Below are 21,578 nucleotides of genomic sequence, written 5' to 3'. Positions count from 1 at the left end.
GTCAGGCCACCTTTCGGTCGGTGCGGCCTGTGGCCGCGTGAGTGTCGGCTTTGGTGCGGGTCCAGCCCTCGGCGGTGCGGACCGCGCGGATCGTGGACGGGCTACGGCCGAGGAGTCGCGCCATCTCCGCCTCCCTGATCCCGGCAAGGTGCAGATCCCGAACGCGCCAGCGAAACACCCGCCTCGGATCCGGGATCGGCACGTCCGGCACCCGGCAGCGACGACAGTCGGTCGGCTGTCCGCCGAGGTAGTCGTCCTGCGGGTAGCCGCACCGGCAGATCGGTAGCCGCCGTCCGGTGTCGGAGTAGGCGATCCCGGCGCGGATGACGCCGTGCGGGTGCGGGTCCGGGATGCCGGCGGTGCAGGTGTCACCGTCCCGCGTGGGGCACACACCGCAGAGGGCGAGGGCGAGCCGGTTGCCGTCGTCGCCGGTGTCCCACCAGTCGGCGGGCTTGCCGTGGCATGCGGGACGGTGAGCGGCGGTCATCGTGACGCTCCGGTGGGCCAGGTGTGCCATCCGATGTGCGCCCGTGACGGGGTGGGTCCGCGCTGATTCTGGTAGTGCGAGCCGGCCCCGCTCGCGCCGTACACCCGCTCGACCTTGCCGAGCATCGGCATGGCGCATAGTTGCGCGATCCGCATCCCCGGCCGGAGCAGGATCGGACGTGGGGCGTGGTTAACGAGTTCGAGGGTGATGTGGCCGGCGAACCCGGGATCGATGAAGCCGGCGGTGATGTGCGCGGCGAGGCCGAGGCGGGCCAGGCTCGACTTGCCCTCAACCCTGCATGCGAGGTCGACAGCCAGCCGCACCCACTCGACCGTGGAGGCGAGCGCCATCCCGCCGGGGCTCAGCGCGAACGTGTCCCCGTCCGCGATCTCGAACCGGCGCATGTGTGGTTCCTGAGCGGGGTCGATCGCATGCCCGTCGAGTGGCCACAGCAGTAGGTGCCGGTCCAGTCGCAGGTCGATGCTCGACGGCTGCACCAGTTCCGGCTCGTACGGGTCGATGCCGAGCCGGCCGGAATGGATGGCGTGGCGAAGGTCCCGGTCAGACAGCAACATCAGGCACCGGTCCCGAACGGTTCGGCCGGGAAGTCCTGGAACACGTTCGGCGCCACCTGTCGCAGCTCGGCGAGGATGAGGCCGGCGAAGCGGCGGATCTCCGCGTCGGCGGCGACGTGCCAGCGGCGGCGGAGGATGTCACGCCACCCGCGTAGGTTGGCGGTGACGACGAACCGGGTTTCGGTCATGTTCGGCAGCACCGCGCGGGCCGCTTCCCGGGCATGCTTGCGCTCCAAGCCTTCCTCGGTGAGGACGGTCACCATCGCGTTGTAGACGCTGCGGGCGTCTGCGGCGATGTTGCCGAGGCCAGCCTTGGCGGTGAAGTGGTCGGTGACGGCCGGTGGGAGCACCATCGCAGCCTTGGACTCGTCCACGTACCGCTGCGACAGCACCGACAGGGAGATGTGCCGATGCCGGGACAGTTCGGCCAGCAGGGAACGGGACACCCCGGTCACGTAGAACGTGGCGCTGCCGTGTTCAAGGACGGACTCGTGCTGCTGCCGGAGGATGTTCGCGAGGTAGCCGACGTTGCTGGCCGTCGCCGGGTTGGGCTTCCGCCACGACTGGTAGCAGGCACGGCCGGCGAACTCGGCCAGCGCCTGCCCGTCAACCGCGTCGGTGGTCCAGCCGGTCAGCTTCTCGGCGACGGTGGCGTTGAAGGTGGTCCAGCCGAGCAGGTGAACGGCGGGGGTCACGAACGTCATTCGGTGTCCTCGGTCGGGTCGTGGGAGAGAGGTTGAACGTCGGCACGCCGGCAGCGGCGACAGACCTCGTCGTCCGGCCAGTTCTTCTGCACCAGCGGGATGTAGGCGAGCGGCTGCCCACAGCAGGCAGTGTTCGGGTGAAGTCGGGCCACCCAGTGCGGCGTGGTGCCGGTGTCCGTGTAGCCCGACATCGGGTACGTCTCGGTGCTCATGCCTGATGTGCTCGCAGGACCCGCAGTCCGCCACGCCGCTTGACAGCACGCCGCTCCTCCTCCGACATGCCGCCGAACACGCCGTGGTCCTCCCCGCTGGTCAAGGCGTAGTCGAGGCATTCGACGATGACCGGGCAGCGGCGACATACGGCCTTGGCCTGCTCGATCTGTAGCAACGCCGGGCCGGAGGTCCCGACCGGGAAAAACAGCTCGCCGTCGACATCGCGGCAGGCCGCACGCGCACGCCAATCCATCACTTGCCTCCCTCGTTGAGCCCGAGCGCGTCGAGCAGTAGTTCGCGGTCCGCCTTCGCGGCGGCGTACGGCCGGTACACCTCACTGGGTACGGCGCTTCCGTCCTCGGCGTCCTTCGCTGCCCACGCCCCCGGGTGTCGGTTCGTTGCGTCGATCGATGCCAGGCGCCGGACGGCGGCGGCCCGTTCGGCGATCCGCTGTTCGTCCTCTTCAGTGATGGCGGTCGGGACCCGGTTGGTGGCGTTGCCGCCACGGAGGCTCTGAATGCCCATCACCGACCACCGCCGCTCGCGAGCTGCTGAAGCAGGTCGATCCGGGCAATCAGCGGATCACCGTGACACGGGCCGTCGTAGTTGCAGGCACACGCCAGGTCGTAGCCGGCGAGGTCCCGCACAATCTCCTCATCCGATGGGTAGCTCAGTTCGGGATGCTGGGACCGGTCGGCGAGGAACAAGTCGAACCGGTGCACGCACTCCTCGCGGGTGCCGTCCCGGCCGACAACCCACGGGTTGCCGAAGCGGCCGGGACGCATGATGGTCTTCGTGTTGGCGGGTAGCGGGCCGTCGAACCGGTTCCAGCGGATACGCTTCGCCATCACGCCACCTCCTCGCGCTTACGGACGGTGGACGTCCCATCGGCGGCACGGCGGGCGAGGCGAGCGGCAGCCAAGGCGATCGGCAGGTTGGCCAACGCCCAAATCAGTGCGATGAACCAGTCGTTGGCAAGGTCGCCGAGCGCGTTGAGGAGGACCGCCGCCGCGACCCCAACGTTGATGGTGGTGAGTGTTGCTCGCCGTTGCAGATTGGTTGTCAGCGAGGCCAGGGCGATCACGATGAAGGCGACACCCCCCACGAGCGAGAGGAACGGGATCACGACGCCACCGCCACCCGGTCGGCGGGGTACTCCCGGATCCGCAGATCCTCCGGCCATGCCGTCCAGTCGCCGCCCTTGCCCGAACCCGCCCAGCGGAGACCGAGCTGCTTGACGAAGACGGCCGTGTCAGCGTCCCGGGCCATCGAGATCAGTTCCCGAACCCAGCCGAGGTCCATCGGGCGCGAACCGGGGCCACTCTCGCCGCCGATGATGATCTGATCGATGCCGGTCAGGTCGAGCGACGGCAGCGGCCCCAACAGCGGCTCAGCGGAGATGAACCGGACGGCGGCCGGCGTTGCCCGGAGGGCGTCAGCTCGGTCGACGTGCTTGTCCAGCTCAATACTTGTGCCCACCCATACGTTCGGCAGCGGCCAGGTGATCCGGTGGTACAGCCCGGGTTGCATGCCAGGCACATACGTTGGGCTGTGTGGGGTCGATGCCCAGTCCATCGCCGACCGGAAATGCACACCCGGCGCATGCCCGCTACCGCACCGGCATTCGTCGTTGAGGATCCGGGCCATCCGCTCCGGACGCTTCGAGAGAATCTGGTACACATGCTGCGGCGTGGCGGCCATGACCGCCCACACCTGAGCCACGAACTCACGGGAGATCCGGGCGTGCCCGAGGTCGCTCATGCTGTTTACGAAGACGGTGCGTGGGTCACGCCATTTCAGCGGCTGCGGCAGCACGTCCGTGTGCATGGTGACGCCAAAACCGGGACCGGAGGTCCGGGGGTCGCCGTCGTTCTGGTACTTGGCCTGTCCCATGGCCTTGAGTCGCTTGGCCATCGCCATCGCGTAGCAGCCGCCGGTGTCGTCGCCGGGGAATCGGGGCAGCCCGCAGCCGGCTGAGATCTTGTCGCAGCCGGTGGATGGATTCCATGTCACGCCCTTGGTACCGGGGCGCTGGGTCCACTCGATCGAGGTCTCAGCCACGGACCAGCCCTCCCAACTCCTGCACCTTCGCCGCGCTCCAGCCGTTGACGGTCACGCCCGGCGCGGCAGCCTTCGCCAGCTCGAGCGCCTGCTCCAGCGGGAACCGGTGGGCTGCGATCCATTCGTCGGTCCGCTCCGACGGAATGGGTTCGAACTCCCACTCACCGTCGGCGCCGAGGCACCACCGGTTCCGGACGACTGCCCAGCCGGCCGGGCCGCGCCGTTCGACGGTGATGGCGTAGAGCGTGTATTCGTCGGCGGTTTCCGGTAGCAGCGACACGGTGTAGGTCGTCGCCTCAACGGTCACGTCAGCCACGAGGCACCTCCGGCAGCAGGCCGACGAGCGTGCAAACGGCGTGCATCTGCGCGTCATTCGGCTCATTGGCCAGCGTCAGCCGGACGTGACCGCCCTTGCCGCCAGCGTGGACCTCCGTCCACCGCCCCGACCGGTCGATGGCGACGTTGTGATTCACCTCGTCGGCGAACCACACCCAGCACCGGCGGTGCCGGTCGCCGAGGCGGACCCCGTCCGGGTAGGCGAATCGGGGCTCGCCGAGGTGCGCGATGACCTCTTTCAGCCAGTTCATCGGGCCGCCCCGCTGGCCGGGCGACGCGAGAACACGTCGTCCTCCGGGTGCGCCGACACCTTGGACCCGTTCGCGCACCCCGAAGCGTCGACCGGCTCGACGGTGAACGCCGACACCTTGACCGGCGCCGTGATGTGAAGCGCGGAGGTGATCCGCACCCACTCGTCGCGGTTGTGGACCTTGCAGTAGGACTGAATCTCGTAGCCCTCTTCGATGTTCCGGGCCAGCCGGTATCGCTCGGGAAGGGCGCGTCGTGTGTTGGTTTCGGGCATGAGGCATCAGCTCCAGAGGCGGAAGGGATCAGCAGGTCGGGCATGGAGACGGCCACTGAACCTGTGTCCATCAACCTTAACCCAACACTCTTGGGGTAAGCTAGCCCTTAGGCTGTTGGGTTTATGGAGGAGTACATGACTAGTCGCGAAGCCGCCGACCTGCTCGGCGTTGACATCAAGACCATGTACACCTACCGCCGCGACGCCCACGAGAACGACTTCCCCGCACCCCGCCAGTTCGGCCGAACCCTCATGTGGGAACGCGAAGCGCTCCTCGAATGGCGCAAAGCCCACCCCGCCCGCCGTCGCCGGAAGGTCGACACCCAACCCGAGCCGGACGAAGGGTCCGACGCCTGACCAGCTAGTCACCGGGCACCTCGGGCCGGATGTTGGACTGTTCCGGGACGGGCACCAGATGCCCCACATACGTCCGCACCTGCTGAGCCATCGACCGCGCCCACCGACCCATCTCGTCATCCGGGCCAATCTGCGCGGCGACGGACAGGCGGTTCGCGGCGTCGAGCAGTCGAAGCACCCGCCGCGCCTGCGGAGACGACGCCGTGTACTGGACACCGTTCCGCTCCGCCCGCCGGGAAGCGGCCTGGATCTGGTCGCCGAGCTTCCGCGCCCCCTCCGGCGTCTGTCCCACGGTGACGTTCCAGCCGTCGTCCGGGGTGTCGCGGTGGGGGAACCATTCGGTGCGCTGTCTGCGGCTCGGCAGACCGGCAGGTGTCGTCGCCGGGGCGTTGGCCGTCGTCGTTTCGGTGCTCACGAGAGGTCTCCTGTCAGGTTGGGATCGGACATACGGCGGACCAGGATCACGGCGCCCGACGACTCACCGGGCAGGCAGTGGCGCTTCCGGCCGCGAATCTCAACCACCCGGGAGTCATCGGCGATCACCCGGCCGTCCACCAGGGCGTCGAGAAGGTTCCGGGCATGCTTGTCGATGTCGCCGGACGAGCGGGTTGCTGGCCAGGTGATACGTCGCTTCGGTGCGCTCTTGGGTGGGGTGATGCAAACGACGAACGTCACGGCGACTGGCTCGGCGATCGGCGGGCCGGAGTGTTGTTGTCGGGCGGCCCACGCCACCCGCTGACGCCATGTACCGGAGCCGGCGACCTGCTCAACGAGCCTGCCCCGGCCGATGTGCTTGAGGCTTCCCTTCGGTTTCGGGTCGCCGGAGACGATGATGCGAACGGCGGTCATGGTGGTCACCGGGTCACCTCGATGTCGGCGTACTGCGCCTCAACCGCAGCGAGCACGTCGGCGGGCGGCGTCCACAGGCCGAGAGAACCCCGGCACGGCACCGGCCGGGGCAGTCGGCGGACGTTCGTGAGCTTCCAATGCCGCTGCCCGGCCATCGCCCACGGCCCGCACTGGCACGGCCAGCCATCGCCGGCGGCCTCGGCCGAGCAAACGTCATCCAGCTCGGCGATGCCGACAATGCCGGTCGGGTGGTCGTCCTTGAAGACGGGCATGCCGACCAGGGCGTCCGGATCGGCCATCGCGGCGAACGGAATCGCGTCCTTCGCCCACGACTGGGCGGCGTGCAGGAAGAACGCACCTCGGAACTTGGTGTCCCAGGTGCGGTTCTCCACGTCCTTGCCCCGAAGGATCAGCTCAGCCCACGGGCGGGTGATTGACAGAGCCTTCATCGGCTCACCGCCCCGTACAGGTCGACCGCAGTCCGTGACCCCTTACACGGATTCGCCCTCGGGCCGTGAGGTGTAAAACGCTCGTCGGCACGGCTGACCGCAGTCAGTCGGCAACAGACGGGGCACGGGCGCTTCGGTGCGCGAGGCATGGCCATCAGCGGGTCACCGCCTCGGGCAGCACCCCGGCGGCAACCAACATCCACATCTCCGACGACACCGACCAGGGCCGCCCCCACAGCACCGTGTCCCAGCCGACCGGATCCTCCGACACCCGCTGCACAGCGAGAGTCCGGCCGTCCCACGTGACCCGCTGCGCCTTCGCGGGCGGACGGGCGAACCGGGGCCAGTCGACGGAGTACCACGACCACAAGCCGTCGCGGCGCTTCCCTGCCCAACGGATGACCCAGTCGTCACGGCGAGCCCGGTACAGGACGTGCCGGAGCAGCATCCGGTCGGCGGCAGGCACGACCGTGACCGACGGACGGTCGAGAAGGTTAGCGGCCATAGAGGCTTACCGCCCCCCACGTGCAAATCAGCACCAGCGTCACCAGCGCGAGGCAGATAACAGCGCAGCCAGTGACCTCGGGCCACGTCGTCTGCTGGTGGGGGTCGCGGTTGTCAGCCACGGCGCACCTGCTGGGCGTAGTAGTTGAGGAGATAGGCGATGCGGTCCGCCTCTTCCGGCGTGAGGTCGGCGAACGCGACGCCCGCGATGGCGAGGCGGATAGGCCGCTCCTCGTCGGCAGCCTCTCGCTTGGTAGGTAGATGCACTCGTATGCCGCGAACCGTTTCAGCCATGTTGGACCTTTCAGGAACAGGAAGTGAGGGAGCGCAGCGTCACCGTCTGTCGCTCCGGATCGAGGTGGATGATCGGCAGGCCGCGCCGGTTCGCTTTCTCGACCGCGCTCGCTGTGCCGCCAGTGGTTTGTGATCGCTTCCACACCGCCACCACGGCAGCGGAAACATCGAGCATCCCGTCGTTGCGGGCATGCAGAGTGCGCACGTCGTACCTGCCGCCGTACGTCTTGAGGCGCTTCGCGACACGGCACAACCGATGCCACTCCGCGTAGGCGTCAGGGTTTCGCGCCTCCCACGGGTTCGGCTGCTGCGGGAACGGCACGTGCGCCCACAGGTCCACCCCCGCATCGACGAGGGCGGCGGCCCACCACAGGTCGGTGCCGATCGCCATCCCAGACACTCCGCACGTCATGCCGCACTCGTCGCGGAGCTTGACGACGATCCGAGCCAGCTCGCCGCGCACCCACAACCGCTCGGCAGTGGTGAGGTGCTGCGGACGGTGGCCGGTCGCGCACACCGTCGCCCACGTCGGCTGGCCGGTCACGCCGCACCCGCCGAGTAGTCGTGTACCTGGCCGGCGTCATCGAGCCACACCATCCGACCCCGATACAGCACCGACACCTGCGTAGGCTCCTGACCCTCCCGCAGCATCCACCCCGCCGAGTACGCCTCAGCCGGGTTGGCGTGCGTGTGCGAGTGGCAGCGGCGGCAGGCGTGCATGAGCCCGGACAGCCGGTCGGCGGCAGCCTTCGCCGCACCCTTCCGGCCGCCCATGCCCCGCTTCAACCGGTGCGCCGGATCGGTCGCCGTGCCGGTACAACCCGGTATGGCGATCTCGCACCGCCCACCGGACCGGACCGCCAACGCCACCTTGACGTTCACGGGGACAGCCGGGACGTACCGGGCACGCTTCATCGGCTTCGACAGGCTCTCCGTCGGCTTCTCGTCCAACGTCGAGAACCGGTTGCCGCCGTCGGCCGCCTTCTTCTCCGACACCCGCCGCAGCGGCGTCTTCCGCACCAGCGGTGTGAACGTCTTCAACGGGGCGCCGCGCTTCACCGGGCACCAACCACGCCATAGGTCTGCTGCACGTTCTTCGCCAGTGCCGACAACACCACCGACTGCGAGTTCAGCGTCCGCAGATGATCCTGAGCGCCTTCCTTCGCCACCGACGCCAGCTCGTACGCCTCACGCTCGGCGGCGGTCGCCTGGTCGATATACGCGTCCCGGTCCGCGACCGTGTGACCGCCACGGGTTGGCTTTGGGCAGTCCGCGTTGAAGAACGCTCGCCGCCTTGCCGCCTCGTAGGCGTGCTTCGCGGTCACTTCCTCGTCGCGTAGCAGCCGTAGGCTTTGGGAGGCGTCGTGCATGGCGCGCAGCACCCAGCGGAGGGCGTTCTCCGCGTCGACCGGCGTCCACGGCTCGAACTGCGCGTTCTCCCATGGGCTGGTCACGGCAGCCCGCCCAGCAGGTAGGCGGCAACCCGCCGCCGGTCTTCCTCGCTGAGCTGTACCGACGGGCCATCGTTGTCACCAGGCGGGGCGATCCAGGCAGCAATGCTGCCGTCGTCCCACCGCTCAACGACCAGCGAAGCGCCGCGCTCGTCCCGAACCGTCAGCCCGTCGTCCGCGTAGATCGTCGCGTCGACCACGCCGTCGCCGGTCACTTGCTGGTCCCGTTCGGCTCTGCGGCGACGGGCGCCTCAGCCTGAGAAACCTCCGTGGGCGAGTTCTCGACGAAGTCACCATCGACGTCGTATTCCGGGCGCTCCGTCGCCTCCTCCGGGCCGGTCGTCGGCGTCAGATCCACGCGGATGCCCTCGTCGGCGGCCAGTGCAGCCGCAAGCTCGGCGCTCTTCGGCATGAACTTCGCCAACTGGCGAACACAGGTCTTGTGGGCCATGCCCTCGAAGTGATCCACCCACGGGCCGAATACCTTGCCCTCGCGGGTCTTCGCCGTGGCGTGCCGATCCCGGTACTGCTCCATGTCCCGGTGCGACATGACGTAGAACGCGTACCCGCCGCCCTGGAACTTCGCGACCGCGTAGTAGGCGATCGGCGCCCCCCGGTCAGCAAACAGATTCGGCTTGTGCACGAGAGTGTCGGCGACGCCGTAGTCGACCTCGAACTCGTCGTTCTCGTGCACGGTCCGAGCGATCAGCGAGGCGATCCGGCCGGACCGGTGCGCCAGTTCGATCAGCCCCTGGTAGCCGATGACGAGTTGCGCCTTGTAGCCGCCGATCCACTTGCCCTTCTCGTCCTGATGGTGCTTGCTTGCCCAGAACGGCAGCAGCCACGCGTGGCCGAGGACTCCAGGACGCAGACCAAGTTGGGCGCACGTCATCAGCGAGCCGAGGACCGACGGGGTGTCGCATTTGCCGAGGTTCCGGGTCATCCGCAGGGCGGTCAGCGCGTCCCGGATGAGCTGGGTCGCTTCGGCGCCGCGCGGCATCGCGACCTGGAACTCCTTCTCCATCTTGCGGATTTCGTTAGCAAGGGAGTTCTCGGCGACGCCGCCGTTCTCGCGGCGTTGGGCGAGCGCGGTGCGGGCGTCGGGCTGGGTCTTCGAGGCAGTTGTCGTCATAGGGCTCACGCGCCTTTCACGTTCAGGGATCGAGTGGAGGGCTTGCGGTACGCCTCCGGGTTCGGGGCGGGAATCGAGTGCTTCTCGACCAGTTCGGCGACGAGCGCCGGCCAGTCCACGGCGCCCTTCTTCTCCGACCAGGTGGCGATCAGGTGGTCATCAACGGTCGCGCGGTCGTTGTCACCAAGGAGCTTTTTTAGCGACGCCCCGGCGGTCTCCTTGTCCCGCTTCGCCGCCGACTCGCGGGCGCGGGCATCCAGGTACGCCTGACGCAGTTCGAGAACGTCCGGGTGGTCGGACAGGTCCACCGACCGGCCGTTGGAGCGCGGGAAGAGGCGGGCCATCGCCTCGTTGTCGACCGCACCCAGCGCCGGTTCTTCGCCGCCGAGGATGTGCCGCTCGTACCAGTCGGTCACCTGGCCGACGAGTTCATGTTCGATCGCGACGTCCCGGACGATGGTCCGGTGAACGAGGCCAACCCCGGCAACGAGGCCGATGACCTCGGCGACATCGGCGTCCATGACATGCATCGACCAGCGAACCTGGAACTCGTAGCCGAGCGGTGTACCGCCGTCAGTCCAGCCGGCCGGGGTGCCGTATCCGGATGCCAGGCCGGCGGTCTTGAACTCGCAGATGCGGCGGCGGTCAATGATCCCGTCGGGGGAGCAGAGCCGCCACGAATGTTCGGGGTGCTGGTAGGTGCGGTACTCCGACCGGTGGACCGGCACGCCGAGAATCCGAACGGCTTGCTCCATCAACCACGGTTCCAGGTCGCGGCCAAGGTCAGCGGCATGTGAGCCCTGGTCCTGCCACGACCGGACACCCTTCTTCTCGGCCCACACCTCCCACGGGGACTGATAGGTGGAGAAGCCGAGGACGGCGAGGATGTCGGAGCCACCGAGGCCGAAGCGGCGGGCGTACAACCACTCGTCTTCGGTGGCGTCCCACCCGATCGCCGGAACGGGGCCGGTCATGGTGGCGGTCATCAGAGCCCCGCCTGCTCGATTGCTTCGGCCAGAGAGATCCGCCGAGCCGTGTGCGTGTCGTCGGTGTGTTCGTGGTCGATGTCGCAAACGAACGACGAGTAGCACCCCCGGGTGGCGACGTCGAAAGTCCACGCCTGCCCGTCCTGGTCGAGGTACAGGTAGCCGCGTGTGTCACGGTGCTTGTAGTGCTGGATCACCCGGTCGCCGTCGGTGCGGGCGTACATCCACATCCAGTCGGCGCACTGGTCGAGCGGCAGCACCTTCTCCAGCGGCTTCCAGTTCGGCTCGTTCACAGGTCGGCCAGCCTTTCCATTTCGCGGTCGGCGTCGAGGTAGGCGGTCCGGCACGCCGGGTCGCCGCAGTGCCCCGCCAGCAGCCCGGCCGGACGCGTCACGCAGTACGGGCACGCGTGGTGGAACGGCACCGGGTACGTGGCGCCTTGCAGGTCGACCGGCAGCGGAGGCAGGTCGAGCGCGGGAAGCGAGCCGAGGTCCAGCACGGTCACGACCGTCCACCCCGCCCGTGCCGGTCAGCCGGACTGTCCCGGGACACAAGCCAGCCGAACAGGAATGGCGACGCGACCCCGAACAGGATCACGGCGAGGGTCAGGATCAGCTTCCATCCGTCGCTCAGTTCCCCGCTCATGCCACACCCCCGTACAGCCGCTCCCGCGCCTCGTCAGTCATCGGCGTACGCCACACCCCGTCCCGCTCGACGTAGCCGAACCCGGCAGGGTCGAGACAGGCGGCGTCCTTGCGGTGGGCGTCGAATCCGGTCACTCCGCCGAACGTGCGGTGACAGGTGGCGCAGTGCGCCTGCGCGGGCGTGGGCGGACGGCAGGTGGCGCAACTCATGCCGCCACCTCGCAGTACTCGCAGCCGTCGCAGGTCTCCCGGTGCGCGTCCAGCCACACCGCACGCTCCATCGCCGCCTGCTGCCGGGCGAACCCGTCCCACGACTGCCGGCACTGACGGTCGTGCTGTTCGGCCCGTACCACGTCACCGGGCAGGGGAGTGCCGTCGTCGAGGCGGTTGACGGCGTCCGGGTCGGCCAGCGTGCGCGGCGGAAGAACGACGGTCACCACGGCACCTCCGGTCCCGGAACTGCCGGCGACTCCGCGTTGAACACGCTGACGGCGGCGACAAGCCCGTTGAACTCGTCCACGCCGCCGGGGTAGACCACCCGACGCGCGGCCTCGACCACCGGACGCAGCCGGGCAACCTCGGCCTCAGCGATGGCCAGTCGGGCATCCTCGCTGTCCTCGTTCGCGGCCAGGTCCCGGCGCAGCGCCCGCACCTCGGCGACCAGCGCGGGCACATCGGTAACGGCGATGTGGCACCCGACGCAATCCACGACGTCTGCCGGCAGCTCGGCAGCGTGCCCCGTGACGTCGGTAAGGATGCCGTCCAGGTCCAGCGGCTCCCGGGCGGTCACGACGCCACCGACTTCCGGCCGATCGTCGCGGCAATCGCAGGGGTGAGAATCAGCGGCAAACTCTCAGCCGCACACTCCCGGCAACTCTCGGTGCACCGCTCGACGAAGTGAGTCAGCCGGTAGCAGCGGTGACACAGCAGCTTGTCGTGGGACGAGCAGCAGGTGCCGGCGGCAGGGGTGTCACCGCAGCGCCAACAGTCGACGGCGACGATGTTCGGCAGGGCGGTCACGACGTCACCGCCGGAGACTCGGCGGGCAGCGGCTCGTACTTCTTCCAGAAGTTCTCCAGCCGCACGTGCGTCAGCCGGGGAGACCGAACCGACACGCTGTCGTTCCACTCGCTTCCGGTGCAGCCGGTCACCGTGACCTCGGCGTTATCCTTGAGTCGGCGATAGCGGCCCGGGTCGGGCTGGACGTAACTCATGGTTGATCAGCTCCGTTCGGTCGGAAGGGAAGAAGAGGGCGACCACTCGGGGCAGCCGACGATCGGACCGGGCCTCACCGCACGCCCGTCGCCGACGTGACACGTCGTGGTTTCAGAGGTGCAGGGCCGCTCGCCGCCCTCGCTGGTGTCGGTCCAGCCGGACCCACCACAGGCCGCGCACTCCGGGTGCCCGGACAGGTCCACGCCGACCGCACACGACTCGGCGATCGACTGGCCGCTGTTGCCCCAGTTGCAGCCGGGCGTACAACCGCACGCATCGTGCTCGGGTTGGAAGTGCGCGCACGTCTTGCAACCCCGGGCGCCCGGGTTGTACCAGCAGCGGCCCATGTGTTCGACCGTCCTGGCCTTGCTCGACCTTGAGAAGCGGGTGCAGTGCGGGCACCGGTACCGCTTCACTGTCAGGACGGTGGGCTGGTTCACGCGGCGGCCCGCTCGCAGATCTCGCGAATCGACATGCCCTGAGTCAGGCCCGGCAGCAGGTGATTACTCTTCTGCCGCCACTCGTCGTACGCCTCCTGAACGGCGCGCATGTTCTCGTACTTCTTCGCGTCGTGGCGAACCCACTCGGCCATCCGCATGTCGCCGAACGCGCACCGGTCACCGGCACCGAGCGCAAGGATCGCGTCAAGGTCGTACGGCAGGGCGAATGGAAGCTCCTGCTGCATCGGGTCCGCGTCGCGGATCTCGTACTCCCCGGCCTTGACGATCGCGTCGTCGGCGAGGTTGAACAGCATCTCGGCGAGCTGGTCCCAGTCGTCGGGGGCGGACGTGGCCCGGAGGAAGCCGATGACGTCAGAGCGGAGGTCGCCCCACGCCTCCTTCTTGCTCCATACGCCGCTTCGCTGGGACGCCCAGGTGCGGTACAGGTAGACAACGTGGTCGAAGGCGGGGGTACGACGCTTCATCGCTTCCTCTTCCAGTCCTTGGCCAGGGCGAGGATCGCCTCACCGGCCTTGCGAATCTCTTCGGTGTTGACCGCTCCGGACGGCGGCATCGGGGCGTGGCCGAGGTGGTCGGCGTACAGGTCGACGGCGCGGGCGCGAAGCTCGGGACTGCCGAACGTCTGCGCGAGCGTGATCAGCCGTCGTACGTCGTCGCTGACGCGGGCGGCGTGCGCAACTCCGCTTCCCTCGGCGGCCGGTCGAGCGATGTCCTCGGCGACGGGCCACGGAAGTGCCGGACCGGTGGTTTGAGCGCCGGGGGAGGTGGCGTCGTTGCGAAGGTTGCTTTGCGACAAGTTCCCTTTCATCCCGGACGCCACCTCCCCCGGCATAGGCCCCGACCGGTCGGGCCGGGTTTCGGCACTGGACGCGAACGCGTCAGCACCGGTCGGGGGGTTCGTGGGTTGTTCGCGCTCGCGGCGGACCTCGGCGATCGCGGCAGCAGTTGGGCGCCCCTCGGTGCGTTCCTGAACCTCGCGCCACACCTCGGCGCGCTCGGGCTCGGGGACGCGACTGAGTTCTCGCGCCTGACCCTCGTTTGCGACCGGAACAATTGTTCCGATCTCGGCGGCGTCGATGATCTGGCGAGCGCGCCGATCGGTGAAGCCCCACCGGCTCATGCAGTACGCCTCGAAGGTGCCGAACTCGGCTCGGTAGAGACGGTTGTCCCGGATCGTTGCCAGGGCGGTGCCGACCTCGACGAAGGTTTGAAGGCCGGCGGCGATCTTCTGTTCGCAGTCGGCAAGACAGTCAGCCTCGGCTCGGGTCAGCAGGACAACGTCAGTCATGCAGCGACTCCAAGGTCATCGGGATGCGCCGGCAGGTAGCCAACTGGCGCCATCGGATGTATTCACTCTACCATCATATGTATGCGCACTACGATCAGCAATATGGCGGAGCGACCCACAACGGTTCGGTTCAGGGCAGACATCAACGCGGCCATCCGAGAGGTGGCCGATGAGATGGGCGTGAGCTTCAATGCGGCCCTGTCCGTGCTCGTGACCGAGGCGCTGCGTGCCCGAGGTCGACACCCTGGCAGGCGAGAGCAACCGCGCGATGACGCCTGACCGCCTCATCGGGGATCACCTGACCGCTGCTGCAACCGGTCCAGATCCCCGGCGCCGTCAAACAGCAACCCAACCCCGCAGCCGACCGTCAACCAGCATGCCGGCCACCACCAGCCCAGCACGGCGGCAACAACCCCAAGTAGCACGAGGACCAGGCCGACAACCAGGCAGTCGATCGGGTTCACCGGCCGAGCGCCTTCACGCACGACCGGCACTCCCGCAGCCCGGCAACCGTCTCGTACTCCACTTGACTGCCGGTGCCCAACCACATCGACGCCGGCAGCACATACAGGCCACACATCGCCGCGCAGTCATCAGCCCGGGTCAGGGCGTGCTTGACCTGAGACTTCGGCAGGTAGCGCCACTCGACGTGCGCCGGCTGGGTGGGCTGGGCGAGCGGCCGGGGCTCAACCATGGCCACCATCCCGCATCCGGGCCATGACCGCCGTAGCGTCGACATCCCCGGCCGTGCTCCGGTACACCCCGGACACACGCGGCGGCACCAACCCCGACGGCGACACCGCAGCCGACCCCTGCCGGTAGGTGACCCACCGCTGCGCCACGCGAGCACGCCGGGCGCGACGACCCCGAACCCGCCGGGCCGACAACACCACCAGCAGACCGGCGCCGACGACCATGAGCCCTACTCCCAGCCACATCCACCGCTCGCCGATCACGACTCGTCACCACCCATGCGGATCACAACCGTCGGATCGTCGGCGGACACCGGCCGGACACCGGGCACATGCACGGTCCCCGTGTGCGGCCGACGGCGAAGGCCGCGCCCGACCCTCGGCGCCCGGATCTCCGCCCGGCGGTCGACGTCATCCACCGACTCCGGCTCGACCGGGCCGCGCACCGCCCACGCCGTCACCCCGACCGCCACCGCCAGCAGCAGCACGCCGAGCAGGAACGCGCCCCCGATCTGGGCGGCGGTGACCGGAACGACCTCAATCCCGGACGGCTGCGGAGACACGCTCCACCTCCCCGCCGGAGGCGTGGGCCAGCGCCCAACGCAACTCGTCAACGTCACGATCGAGCCGGATGTTCTCCGACCGCAGTTCGGCATTGGTCAGCCGCATCGACGCCATGACCTGCCGGTGCCCTTCGTCGATCTCCATGAGCTGCCGGTTGTGCTCGGCCTGCTTCGCGTCGAGCAGGCGGCGAAGACGAATGACCTCGGCCCGCAACGCCTGCTGGTCGACGAACCACAGGCGGAGGGAAGAGAGCCACCGCACCAACCGGTTCACGGGGTGACCTCCGCCCGGATCGGCGGGAGCATGCCGGTGTCCTCGGTGTTCGCCGCCGCTTCCATCCGGCCCCGGAGAACGTCGTCTATGACGTCGCGTTCCTCCCACCGGTCTTGGCGCGGCACCCGGGCCGCACCGACGGCCGGGTTCAGTAGCGACGGCACCGTGTTCCGGTCCCGTACCGGCCAGGCCGTGACGGTCGGCTGCTCGACCACGCTCAGCGGCGGCGGAGGCCCGTACCCCTTCGGCTCGGCTGGCTGCCCGTGCGCAACCAACGTCCGCGCCCAAGCCGGTAGCCGCCACGGGGCGCGATGCGACGCCGGGGCGATCGACCTACGTGACGTCACCCCGCTCAGCAGTTGCGTCCCCCACTGCCAACGCAGCTTGTCCTGCTTCGGGTCCAGCGCCGCATGCGCCTGCCGATCCCGATGGATCTCGCGGGGGATGACGACGGCAACGAGCACGACCAGGCCGAAAATCGCTACCGTCAAAAGGGCGAACCCCACCCCGATCCCGTAGTCCTCGCCAGTAACTACGCTCACCGGGACTCACCCCCCGGCACGATCGGGGCCTGAATCCGCAGCGGGGCGACGATCGCCTCGAAGCGGGCGTACAGCTCCACCTGCTCCCCGTCACTGAGGAACGGGTACGCGTCGACCTGCACCGGCCGTCGCCTTCTGATCCGCCGTCGTCGACCCATCCCGTCGGCGACCATCAGGCCAACGAACGTGATCGCCGAGAACGCGTATATGCCGAGGACGACTGCGGCTGCCGGGCTCACAGCGCCACCTCCGGCGACCGGTAGCGCGGACCAGCAGACCGGTTCCGGGCTTTGATGTCCCGACGGCGGCCGACGTACCCCGACGACTCGTTCAGCGCCGCACGCGGCAGGCCGACCGTCGGCTGGTCGTCCTGCGGAGGTACGACGGCCCGTCCGATGGCAGCAGCAGGGCGGGTGTTGGTCACAAGGTCCCGTAGATAGGACTTGATGAATCCCATGAGATCTCCCGTCGATCTGGTGGTGGTCTACGAATGGCGGGACGGTGGGCTACGACACCCGCACCGGCTGAACCGGCCGACCCGAGCCCGGCGAGGGTTGCCGCCCCCGCCGGGCCGAACACGTCAGACCTCGAAACGGGTCCGACGACGACGGGCCAGCACGAACAGCAGACCGCCGACCGAAACCAGCAGCAGAGCGGCGCCACCGATCCCGAGCACACCCGCACCCGTCAGCGGCAAATCGCCTCCACCGCCACCGGCGGCCGGCGACGGCGAGAACGTCGGGTCCGGATCCGCCGACTCAGACGGACCGGCGGTCGGCTCTGACGTCGGCTCACCGGTCGGGGAAGCCGTCGCGGTCGTGGTCGGCTCCACCGTCTGGGTAGGCGTGGCCGTCGCAGTCGGGGATGCCGTCGCAGACGCGGTCACCGTCGGCGTCGCCCCCGGCGGGGTGCCGAGCTTCACCCGCTTCCCGGCGAGGGTCAGGTTCTTGAACAGCGCCTTCGCGTTCTTGCCGGCGGCGTTGTCGAACACCAGCCCGACCTGACCCAGCGGCGTCCCCTGATGCGCCACCACAGCCGCCGCCCACGACGCGTAGTTCGTGCCACCCGACCACCACGACAAGTCCGCCGCCGACACCGTCACCCAGTCGGACGCGGCGACCGGGCACGACATGACCTGCCCGTACAGCAGCCCGCCGAGCAGATACACGCGCGGCGCCCCACCACCACACGACGCGTCCGCACCGTCGAGCCGGAACGTGAACGAGATCGGCAGCTCGGCGTGCACGTTCCCGGCGACGACCCGTTCCAGGCTCGTCCCCGCCGACGTGCCCGACTGGTCCATCACCAGCACGTTCACACCGTCGACCGCCTTCACGGAGGTGCCGACGTTCGCCGTCCAGCCGTCGATCGTCGCCGCCTGCGCGGCGCCGGTGAACGCCAGCACCCCGGCGACCATTACGGCCAGCGCACCAACACCGCTGGCCAGAGTTCGGATTCTCAATGGATCTCCTTGGAGGGATAACCCCACACCCGGGCGGGCGGAGGGAGTCAGGGAAGCCGCTCGCACGACGGCGGCAGATACACGTACGGGCGTCCGTGCGGGCGGCCGTCGACCATCACCTGCACCTCGCCCGACGTCAGCTCGTAGCCGACCGACCCGCCCGGCTCCACATCGCTAGCCGGGTCGTCGTTGAAGCCGACCAGCACATACCGGGCCTCGTTGACGTTCGTCACGTCCACCCGGGCCGGCAGGCCGTCACACGTCGGCAGCGTGAACCGGACCCGAGGCGGCACCGGATCAACCGACGGAGACACACCACGGCGCACATCGGCCACACCGACCGCGAAACACGCCGCCCCGACGAGCGCGACCACGACAGCACTACGCAGACGCACGAGATGCCTCCCTTGCCGACCGGGAATCAGGGGAGCGGGTCGAGCGGTAGCCGGCTCCGTTACCGAAGCCGTGCGGATCCCGGACCGCCGCGTGCAGGCGCTCCTGAGCGTCCCGAGCCGACTCCTCCGCCCGGCAGAGCTGCCGAAACACGAGACGGTCAAGAGTCAGGAACGCGGTCGCAGCGTGGAGCCACGTCGCACGCACACCCCGCCGGTAGCCGACGAGCTGGCCGATAGCGGCACCGACCAGCAGGCCGGCGGCGCCGAACACGAGGGGAGTCACGACGCCACCGCCTCGGTGCGTACCGTCGCCCCGTCCCGGACCACAACCGGTGGCCGGTCCTCAACCTGCGGACGGGGACGCTCACCCCGCCGCACCTTCCGCCACCGCTCGGCAACCTCGGCGGCGAACTCCGGCGACCACTGCTCCAACACCCTCACGCCGCCACCCCGCCACGACGACTCCGACCCGGCAGCTTCCCGCCGATGCCCCGACGAATCCGCACACTCCGGGGACGGCATTGCGCACTGCGGGCACACGCCCGACTGCGGGCAGAAGTCGCAACCCCAGATCGGCTGCGGGTGCGCCAGGTCGTGCGCGGCCGGGTCAACGTGTCGCTCCCGGAACAGGGCGATCCGCCACACCGTTGACGGGTCCTGCCAGGCAGGCGACGACGGTCCCGGCAGCGGCACCGCCTCGCGGGTCTGGTCGACGGTCCGCAGCAGGTTCGGCGGCAGGGTCGCGGTCACGCGGCACCGGCCATCGGAATGTCTGCCGCCCGCAGATACGTCTCCACGGCGGCGAGCGCTTCCAGGGGCCGGTACCCGGCACCCGGGCTGATGCCCTGGTCCTTTAGCCACACCTCCAGCTCGGCGGCGAGGTGGACCGGGTCCACAGGTGCCGCAGGTGGCCGGGCAGGGGAGGCGGTGACAGCCGTTCGGGGGACCTGATGTATCGTCGAAATAGCCATTTGCCGATGTCCTCCTAGTCAGAGATCGGTAAGAGGCGGAGCGATCGAGCGCTCGTCGGAGGCAGACCGGCGGGCGCTTCGCTTTGGTCAGGCGGCCTCGGCAGGCCGGGCCAGGTAGGTCTGTAGGTCAATCCCGAGTTGCCGCGCCGCCTCATCCGGCGAGGCCGAATCTGGACACAGCACCCGCAGAGCCAGCAGTCGGTCGTAGTGCGCGACCTTGTCGTCATAGGTCCGCCGCGCGCGGATGGCCTCGGCCCGCTTGTCCTCGATCTGCGCCCACGGCCACAGCTCGATCAGTTCGCGCTGAAACACTGTCCGGCCGTCGTCGACCTGTACCCGCCGCGCCTGCTTGGCCGGCATGCTCAGCACTCGTCCGTCATGCGCAAACATCACTCGGTTGCGGTCCTCGTAGCGGCGAATCTCCGCGCCGAGTCCGTCGCGCAGGCACGCTCGCTCCACCTGTCGAGCCCAGAACCGCTGACCCTGGACGGCGTCGTTCAGCAGCGCCTCGGCGAGATCGATCCGCTCGGCACTGTCGGTGGTCCGGCCGCAGATCTCGGCCAACATCTGCTCGAACTCTTCGCGGTCCTCAGGTGACCACGAAGCCCGATCAATTGCGTACTTCACTGCGCCCTCCGAAATGGCACGACGTTCGGTTGAGAGCGGGCGATCTCGTCAGCGACGGTCTGGGCAAACTCGCCGAGTAGGCGTGCGCACCGGTACAGCTCACGAACGCACTCGTCGTCGCCGCGATCGACCACGGTCGTTGGGGCATGACGCATCACCACATGAACGGCATGCACCTGCCCCAGAAAGTCCCGCCGCCACTCCCGATGGACGGCGTGAGGGTCGGGCGCGTGGATGTCGAGCGCCGCACGAACGCTGGCGGCAGCAGCAAGGTCGCCGGGCGTTGCCGGAGTCGAGTCGGGGCCGTGCCGGACGTCGACCTCTTCCGTCGACCGCTCAGGGGGACACGGGTGCTCCGGCCCCGATCGGTCCGGTCCGGGCGACGCCTCTACGACGTTGATCGGGGATACTGGAGGACTCGAACGAGTGCTGGCGTACGTCTTCCCGTCAGCACCCTTGATCTCCTCAGGTGATGCATCTGCATCACCTCGGCGGAGGTCCCGGATCACGGTGGCCTGGTCGACCCCGAGGGCCGAGCCGATGGCGCGCTGGCTCATTCCTGCGAGCCGAAGCTCGGCGACCGCCTTCTGTCGATGTTCGGGCGAAAGTTTCAGTCGGTGCTCGGAGTACTCACCATCGACGTACGCCTGCCAGTCGGCATAGCCGAGCGCCCGCCAGTCCTGCTGTGCGTACGCGGCGGCAATGTCGGCAAGGGTGGCCAAGTAGGCGCCGATACCGGCTCGAATGCGGGCGGCGCGGGCGCGGGCGAGTTCCGTCGTTGCGACAGCGGTCACGGCCGGACCTCCCCACATGCGCGCCCCGGCAGGGCTGGGGCGGCAGACGCTGACCGCAGGGGCTCGAGCCCGGCCAGGGAGTCAGGGATGCCCAGTTCCGCCCGAGCGGTCGCCCGGTCCGACACCCAGTACGGCGCATCGCGGCGATCGATCACCCAGCCGCCAGACAGCAGCGGCGTGGCGATACCAGCGGGGGAGGTGAGGTTGCGGACGCTCATGCGGCCCGCCGCCCCGGGACCTGGGCACGCCGACGGCGGCGAACCTTGACCGGTTCGACCGGCGGGGCGAGCAGCGGGGCGAGTTCGGCGCGCTGTTCCTCCGACGGTGCCGGCCAACCGGCGGCCGTCTCGGCGGCGAGGGTTCGCATCGCCTGGTCGAGTGCCGGGTCGTCGAGCCGGTAGGCGGGCATCAGGCCGCCGCCTTGTCGGTCAGGGAGCTACGGCGGCGCTTGGCGGGGCGGGGGAACATGTCGTCGAGGGACAGGCCCAGCATCTCCTGCATTTGGAGGACGGTTTCGATGCTGGTCGCCGCGCTGCCGTAGCGGAGCCGGTCGAGGGTGCGCGGGGCCATGCCCATGATTCGGGCGGCGTCGCGGTTGGTGCGTGCTCCGAGTTCGGCGCAGCGGGCCCGGATGAGGGGCCAGTTGAGACGTGCGGACGCGCTCGGTATGGCGCGTACATCGCTGGTCTGTGCGTCGGGCATGGCGCAAGAATCTCATGAGCCATATAT

General features: G+C 69.0%; 50 protein-coding genes. 2 read left to right on the top strand and 48 right to left on the bottom strand.

What is annotated here, in order from left to right:
- Window position 1: 1 nt before the first annotated feature.
- From ACN28A_RS00805 to ACN28A_RS00750, 12 genes are read right to left on the bottom strand one after another with little or no spacing between them, the layout of a single operon-like run.
- Window positions 2–487: a helix-turn-helix domain-containing protein gene (locus tag ACN28A_RS00805; protein ID WP_421391448.1), complete on the bottom strand. Its 486-nt coding sequence runs from the start codon at window positions 485–487 to the stop codon at window positions 2–4.
- Complete coding sequence (gene dcd, locus ACN28A_RS00800; protein ID WP_421391446.1) at window positions 484–1,062, bottom strand: dCTP deaminase; 579 nt, start codon at window positions 1,060–1,062, stop codon at window positions 484–486. Before dcd ends, ACN28A_RS00805 begins: the two co-directional genes overlap by 4 nt.
- Window positions 1,062–1,766, bottom strand: a complete 705-nt coding sequence (gene thyX / locus ACN28A_RS00795; RefSeq protein WP_421391444.1) for an FAD-dependent thymidylate synthase — start codon at window positions 1,764–1,766, stop codon at window positions 1,062–1,064. Before thyX ends, dcd begins: the two co-directional genes overlap by 1 nt.
- Window positions 1,763–1,978, bottom strand: coding sequence for a hypothetical protein (locus ACN28A_RS00790; RefSeq protein WP_421391442.1), 216 nt, complete (start codon window positions 1,976–1,978; stop codon window positions 1,763–1,765). Before ACN28A_RS00790 ends, thyX begins: the two co-directional genes overlap by 4 nt.
- Window positions 1,975–2,232: a WhiB family transcriptional regulator gene (locus tag ACN28A_RS00785; RefSeq protein ID WP_421391440.1), complete on the bottom strand. Its 258-nt coding sequence runs from the start codon at window positions 2,230–2,232 to the stop codon at window positions 1,975–1,977. The genes ACN28A_RS00790 and ACN28A_RS00785 overlap by 4 nt, the downstream gene beginning before the upstream one ends.
- Window positions 2,232–2,504 carry a hypothetical protein gene (locus ACN28A_RS00780; protein WP_421391439.1) on the bottom strand — a complete coding sequence of 91 codons (273 nt, stop codon included), beginning with the start codon at window positions 2,502–2,504 and terminating at the stop codon, window positions 2,232–2,234. The genes ACN28A_RS00785 and ACN28A_RS00780 overlap by 1 nt, the downstream gene beginning before the upstream one ends.
- Window positions 2,504–2,827, bottom strand: coding sequence for a DUF4326 domain-containing protein (locus ACN28A_RS00775; protein ID WP_421391437.1), 324 nt, complete (start codon window positions 2,825–2,827; stop codon window positions 2,504–2,506). The genes ACN28A_RS00780 and ACN28A_RS00775 overlap by 1 nt, the downstream gene beginning before the upstream one ends.
- Complete coding sequence (locus tag ACN28A_RS00770; protein WP_421391436.1) at window positions 2,827–3,105, bottom strand: hypothetical protein; 279 nt, start codon at window positions 3,103–3,105, stop codon at window positions 2,827–2,829. Before ACN28A_RS00770 ends, ACN28A_RS00775 begins: the two co-directional genes overlap by 1 nt.
- Window positions 3,102–4,040, bottom strand: coding sequence for a DUF5131 family protein (locus ACN28A_RS00765; protein ID WP_421391435.1), 939 nt, complete (start codon window positions 4,038–4,040; stop codon window positions 3,102–3,104). The genes ACN28A_RS00770 and ACN28A_RS00765 overlap by 4 nt, the downstream gene beginning before the upstream one ends.
- Entirely contained in the window at window positions 4,033–4,356 is a 324-nt protein-coding gene (locus ACN28A_RS00760) for a hypothetical protein (protein WP_421391434.1), read from the bottom strand. The genes ACN28A_RS00765 and ACN28A_RS00760 overlap by 8 nt, the downstream gene beginning before the upstream one ends.
- Entirely contained in the window at window positions 4,349–4,627 is a 279-nt protein-coding gene (locus tag ACN28A_RS00755) for a hypothetical protein (protein ID WP_421391433.1), read from the bottom strand. The genes ACN28A_RS00760 and ACN28A_RS00755 overlap by 8 nt, the downstream gene beginning before the upstream one ends.
- A complete protein-coding gene (locus tag ACN28A_RS00750; RefSeq protein WP_421391432.1) occupies window positions 4,624–4,899 on the bottom strand; it encodes a hypothetical protein in 276 nt (91 codons plus the stop codon). Before ACN28A_RS00750 ends, ACN28A_RS00755 begins: the two co-directional genes overlap by 4 nt.
- 135 nt (window positions 4,900–5,034) lie before the next feature.
- Between ACN28A_RS00750 and ACN28A_RS00745 the strand changes: the two genes are divergently transcribed.
- Window positions 5,035–5,256 (top strand): helix-turn-helix transcriptional regulator, encoded by a 222-nt coding sequence (locus ACN28A_RS00745; protein ID WP_421391430.1) that lies wholly within the window; start codon window positions 5,035–5,037, stop codon window positions 5,254–5,256.
- Window positions 5,257–5,260: 4 nt separating this feature from the next.
- On the opposite strand, the gene ACN28A_RS00740 is transcribed toward ACN28A_RS00745, so the two are convergent.
- The 21 genes from ACN28A_RS00740 to ACN28A_RS00640 all read right to left on the bottom strand — a co-directional run bounded on the left by ACN28A_RS00740 (window position 5,261) and on the right by ACN28A_RS00640 (window position 14,529).
- Window positions 5,261–5,671 carry a hypothetical protein gene (locus ACN28A_RS00740; RefSeq protein WP_421391429.1) on the bottom strand — a complete coding sequence of 137 codons (411 nt, stop codon included), beginning with the start codon at window positions 5,669–5,671 and terminating at the stop codon, window positions 5,261–5,263.
- Complete coding sequence (locus ACN28A_RS00735; protein ID WP_421391632.1) at window positions 5,668–6,105, bottom strand: RusA family crossover junction endodeoxyribonuclease; 438 nt, start codon at window positions 6,103–6,105, stop codon at window positions 5,668–5,670. Before ACN28A_RS00735 ends, ACN28A_RS00740 begins: the two co-directional genes overlap by 4 nt.
- A gap of 5 nt (window positions 6,106–6,110) precedes the next feature.
- Window positions 6,111–6,554: a hypothetical protein gene (locus tag ACN28A_RS00730; protein ID WP_421391428.1), complete on the bottom strand. Its 444-nt coding sequence runs from the start codon at window positions 6,552–6,554 to the stop codon at window positions 6,111–6,113.
- Window positions 6,555–6,708: 154 nt separating this feature from the next.
- A complete protein-coding gene (locus ACN28A_RS00725; RefSeq protein ID WP_421391427.1) occupies window positions 6,709–7,059 on the bottom strand; it encodes a hypothetical protein in 351 nt (116 codons plus the stop codon).
- Window positions 7,060–7,172: 113 nt separating this feature from the next.
- The gene (locus ACN28A_RS00720; protein WP_421391426.1) at window positions 7,173–7,352 is read right to left on the bottom strand and encodes a hypothetical protein; all 180 of its coding nucleotides are present in this window, start codon (window positions 7,350–7,352) and stop codon (window positions 7,173–7,175) included.
- A 10-nt stretch (window positions 7,353–7,362) separates the two neighbouring features.
- Window positions 7,363–7,896 (bottom strand): hypothetical protein, encoded by a 534-nt coding sequence (locus ACN28A_RS00715; RefSeq protein WP_421391425.1) that lies wholly within the window; start codon window positions 7,894–7,896, stop codon window positions 7,363–7,365.
- A complete protein-coding gene (locus ACN28A_RS00710) occupies window positions 7,893–8,411 on the bottom strand; it encodes a hypothetical protein (protein WP_421391424.1) in 519 nt (172 codons plus the stop codon). The genes ACN28A_RS00715 and ACN28A_RS00710 overlap by 4 nt, the downstream gene beginning before the upstream one ends.
- Complete coding sequence (locus tag ACN28A_RS00705; protein WP_421391422.1) at window positions 8,408–8,806, bottom strand: hypothetical protein; 399 nt, start codon at window positions 8,804–8,806, stop codon at window positions 8,408–8,410. Before ACN28A_RS00705 ends, ACN28A_RS00710 begins: the two co-directional genes overlap by 4 nt.
- Entirely contained in the window at window positions 8,803–9,018 is a 216-nt protein-coding gene (locus ACN28A_RS00700) for a hypothetical protein (RefSeq protein WP_421391421.1), read from the bottom strand. The genes ACN28A_RS00705 and ACN28A_RS00700 overlap by 4 nt, the downstream gene beginning before the upstream one ends.
- A complete protein-coding gene (recT, locus tag ACN28A_RS00695; RefSeq protein ID WP_421391420.1) occupies window positions 9,015–9,935 on the bottom strand; it encodes a recombination protein RecT in 921 nt (306 codons plus the stop codon). The genes ACN28A_RS00700 and recT overlap by 4 nt, the downstream gene beginning before the upstream one ends.
- A 5-nt stretch (window positions 9,936–9,940) precedes the next feature.
- The gene (locus tag ACN28A_RS00690; protein ID WP_421391630.1) at window positions 9,941–10,909 is read right to left on the bottom strand and encodes a YqaJ viral recombinase family protein; all 969 of its coding nucleotides are present in this window, start codon (window positions 10,907–10,909) and stop codon (window positions 9,941–9,943) included.
- An 11-nt stretch (window positions 10,910–10,920) separates the two neighbouring features.
- Complete coding sequence (locus ACN28A_RS00685) at window positions 10,921–11,214, bottom strand: hypothetical protein (RefSeq protein ID WP_421391419.1); 294 nt, start codon at window positions 11,212–11,214, stop codon at window positions 10,921–10,923.
- On the bottom strand, window positions 11,211–11,426 hold the full coding sequence (locus tag ACN28A_RS00680; RefSeq protein ID WP_421391417.1) for a hypothetical protein: 216 nt from the start codon (window positions 11,424–11,426) through the stop codon (window positions 11,211–11,213). Before ACN28A_RS00680 ends, ACN28A_RS00685 begins: the two co-directional genes overlap by 4 nt.
- A complete protein-coding gene (locus tag ACN28A_RS00675; RefSeq protein ID WP_421391415.1) occupies window positions 11,423–11,566 on the bottom strand; it encodes a hypothetical protein in 144 nt (47 codons plus the stop codon). Before ACN28A_RS00675 ends, ACN28A_RS00680 begins: the two co-directional genes overlap by 4 nt.
- Window positions 11,563–11,775 (bottom strand): hypothetical protein, encoded by a 213-nt coding sequence (locus ACN28A_RS00670; protein ID WP_421391414.1) that lies wholly within the window; start codon window positions 11,773–11,775, stop codon window positions 11,563–11,565. Before ACN28A_RS00670 ends, ACN28A_RS00675 begins: the two co-directional genes overlap by 4 nt.
- Window positions 11,772–12,002: a hypothetical protein gene (locus ACN28A_RS00665; protein WP_421391412.1), complete on the bottom strand. Its 231-nt coding sequence runs from the start codon at window positions 12,000–12,002 to the stop codon at window positions 11,772–11,774. The genes ACN28A_RS00670 and ACN28A_RS00665 overlap by 4 nt, the downstream gene beginning before the upstream one ends.
- The gene (locus ACN28A_RS00660; protein ID WP_421391410.1) at window positions 11,999–12,355 is read right to left on the bottom strand and encodes a hypothetical protein; all 357 of its coding nucleotides are present in this window, start codon (window positions 12,353–12,355) and stop codon (window positions 11,999–12,001) included. Before ACN28A_RS00660 ends, ACN28A_RS00665 begins: the two co-directional genes overlap by 4 nt.
- Window positions 12,352–12,585, bottom strand: coding sequence for a hypothetical protein (locus ACN28A_RS00655; protein WP_421391408.1), 234 nt, complete (start codon window positions 12,583–12,585; stop codon window positions 12,352–12,354). The genes ACN28A_RS00660 and ACN28A_RS00655 overlap by 4 nt, the downstream gene beginning before the upstream one ends.
- Complete coding sequence (locus tag ACN28A_RS00650) at window positions 12,582–12,779, bottom strand: hypothetical protein (RefSeq protein ID WP_421391406.1); 198 nt, start codon at window positions 12,777–12,779, stop codon at window positions 12,582–12,584. The genes ACN28A_RS00655 and ACN28A_RS00650 overlap by 4 nt, the downstream gene beginning before the upstream one ends.
- A gap of 437 nt (window positions 12,780–13,216) precedes the next feature.
- Window positions 13,217–13,705 (bottom strand): hypothetical protein, encoded by a 489-nt coding sequence (locus tag ACN28A_RS00645; protein ID WP_421391404.1) that lies wholly within the window; start codon window positions 13,703–13,705, stop codon window positions 13,217–13,219.
- Window positions 13,702–14,529, bottom strand: coding sequence for a hypothetical protein (locus ACN28A_RS00640; protein WP_421391402.1), 828 nt, complete (start codon window positions 14,527–14,529; stop codon window positions 13,702–13,704). Before ACN28A_RS00640 ends, ACN28A_RS00645 begins: the two co-directional genes overlap by 4 nt.
- An 81-nt stretch (window positions 14,530–14,610) precedes the next feature.
- Here ACN28A_RS00640 and ACN28A_RS00635 point away from each other — a divergent pair, with 81 nt between their 5' ends.
- Window positions 14,611–14,808, top strand: a complete 198-nt coding sequence (locus ACN28A_RS00635; protein ID WP_421391400.1) for a hypothetical protein — start codon at window positions 14,611–14,613, stop codon at window positions 14,806–14,808.
- A gap of 5 nt (window positions 14,809–14,813) precedes the next feature.
- Here the strand turns inward: ACN28A_RS00635 and ACN28A_RS00630 are convergent, their stop codons facing one another.
- The 15 genes from ACN28A_RS00630 to ACN28A_RS00560 all read right to left on the bottom strand — a co-directional run bounded on the left by ACN28A_RS00630 (window position 14,814) and on the right by ACN28A_RS00560 (window position 21,419).
- A complete protein-coding gene (locus ACN28A_RS00630) occupies window positions 14,814–14,993 on the bottom strand; it encodes a hypothetical protein (RefSeq protein ID WP_421391398.1) in 180 nt (59 codons plus the stop codon).
- Entirely contained in the window at window positions 14,990–15,223 is a 234-nt protein-coding gene (locus ACN28A_RS00625) for a hypothetical protein (protein WP_421391396.1), read from the bottom strand. Before ACN28A_RS00625 ends, ACN28A_RS00630 begins: the two co-directional genes overlap by 4 nt.
- Window positions 15,224–15,481: 258 nt before the next feature.
- Window positions 15,482–15,784, bottom strand: a complete 303-nt coding sequence (locus ACN28A_RS00620) for a hypothetical protein (protein WP_421391394.1) — start codon at window positions 15,782–15,784, stop codon at window positions 15,482–15,484.
- Window positions 15,759–16,058, bottom strand: a complete 300-nt coding sequence (locus ACN28A_RS00615) for a hypothetical protein (protein WP_421391392.1) — start codon at window positions 16,056–16,058, stop codon at window positions 15,759–15,761. Before ACN28A_RS00615 ends, ACN28A_RS00620 begins: the two co-directional genes overlap by 26 nt.
- The gene (locus tag ACN28A_RS00610) at window positions 16,055–16,600 is read right to left on the bottom strand and encodes a hypothetical protein (protein ID WP_421391390.1); all 546 of its coding nucleotides are present in this window, start codon (window positions 16,598–16,600) and stop codon (window positions 16,055–16,057) included. Before ACN28A_RS00610 ends, ACN28A_RS00615 begins: the two co-directional genes overlap by 4 nt.
- Entirely contained in the window at window positions 16,597–16,839 is a 243-nt protein-coding gene (locus ACN28A_RS00605) for a hypothetical protein (RefSeq protein ID WP_421391388.1), read from the bottom strand. Before ACN28A_RS00605 ends, ACN28A_RS00610 begins: the two co-directional genes overlap by 4 nt.
- A complete protein-coding gene (locus ACN28A_RS00600; protein ID WP_421391387.1) occupies window positions 16,836–17,057 on the bottom strand; it encodes a hypothetical protein in 222 nt (73 codons plus the stop codon). The genes ACN28A_RS00605 and ACN28A_RS00600 overlap by 4 nt, the downstream gene beginning before the upstream one ends.
- Window positions 17,058–17,180: 123 nt before the next feature.
- The gene (locus tag ACN28A_RS00595) at window positions 17,181–18,062 is read right to left on the bottom strand and encodes a hypothetical protein (protein ID WP_421391385.1); all 882 of its coding nucleotides are present in this window, start codon (window positions 18,060–18,062) and stop codon (window positions 17,181–17,183) included.
- Window positions 18,063–18,109: 47 nt separating this feature from the next.
- A complete protein-coding gene (locus ACN28A_RS00590) occupies window positions 18,110–18,457 on the bottom strand; it encodes a hypothetical protein (RefSeq protein WP_421391383.1) in 348 nt (115 codons plus the stop codon).
- Between the two features lie 279 nt (window positions 18,458–18,736).
- Window positions 18,737–19,207: a hypothetical protein gene (locus ACN28A_RS00585; RefSeq protein WP_421391381.1), complete on the bottom strand. Its 471-nt coding sequence runs from the start codon at window positions 19,205–19,207 to the stop codon at window positions 18,737–18,739.
- Complete coding sequence (locus ACN28A_RS00580) at window positions 19,204–19,353, bottom strand: hypothetical protein (protein ID WP_421391380.1); 150 nt, start codon at window positions 19,351–19,353, stop codon at window positions 19,204–19,206. The genes ACN28A_RS00585 and ACN28A_RS00580 overlap by 4 nt, the downstream gene beginning before the upstream one ends.
- Window positions 19,354–19,515: 162 nt before the next feature.
- On the bottom strand, window positions 19,516–20,055 hold the full coding sequence (locus ACN28A_RS00575) for a hypothetical protein (protein ID WP_421391378.1): 540 nt from the start codon (window positions 20,053–20,055) through the stop codon (window positions 19,516–19,518).
- Complete coding sequence (locus ACN28A_RS00570; RefSeq protein WP_421391376.1) at window positions 20,052–20,849, bottom strand: helix-turn-helix domain-containing protein; 798 nt, start codon at window positions 20,847–20,849, stop codon at window positions 20,052–20,054. Before ACN28A_RS00570 ends, ACN28A_RS00575 begins: the two co-directional genes overlap by 4 nt.
- 214 nt (window positions 20,850–21,063) lie before the next feature.
- Window positions 21,064–21,258 carry a hypothetical protein gene (locus ACN28A_RS00565; RefSeq protein ID WP_421391374.1) on the bottom strand — a complete coding sequence of 65 codons (195 nt, stop codon included), beginning with the start codon at window positions 21,256–21,258 and terminating at the stop codon, window positions 21,064–21,066.
- Window positions 21,258–21,419, bottom strand: a complete 162-nt coding sequence (locus ACN28A_RS00560; RefSeq protein WP_421391372.1) for a hypothetical protein — start codon at window positions 21,417–21,419, stop codon at window positions 21,258–21,260. Before ACN28A_RS00560 ends, ACN28A_RS00565 begins: the two co-directional genes overlap by 1 nt.
- Window positions 21,420–21,578 lie beyond the last annotated feature (159 nt).

The sequence above is a fragment of the Plantactinospora sp. WMMB782 genome, from assembly GCF_049179135.1.
GTDB lineage: Bacteria > Actinomycetota > Actinomycetes > Mycobacteriales > Micromonosporaceae > Plantactinospora.
The sequence above is the reverse complement of the archived record's forward strand: the minus strand, read 5'-3'. Positions and strand labels throughout refer to the sequence as shown.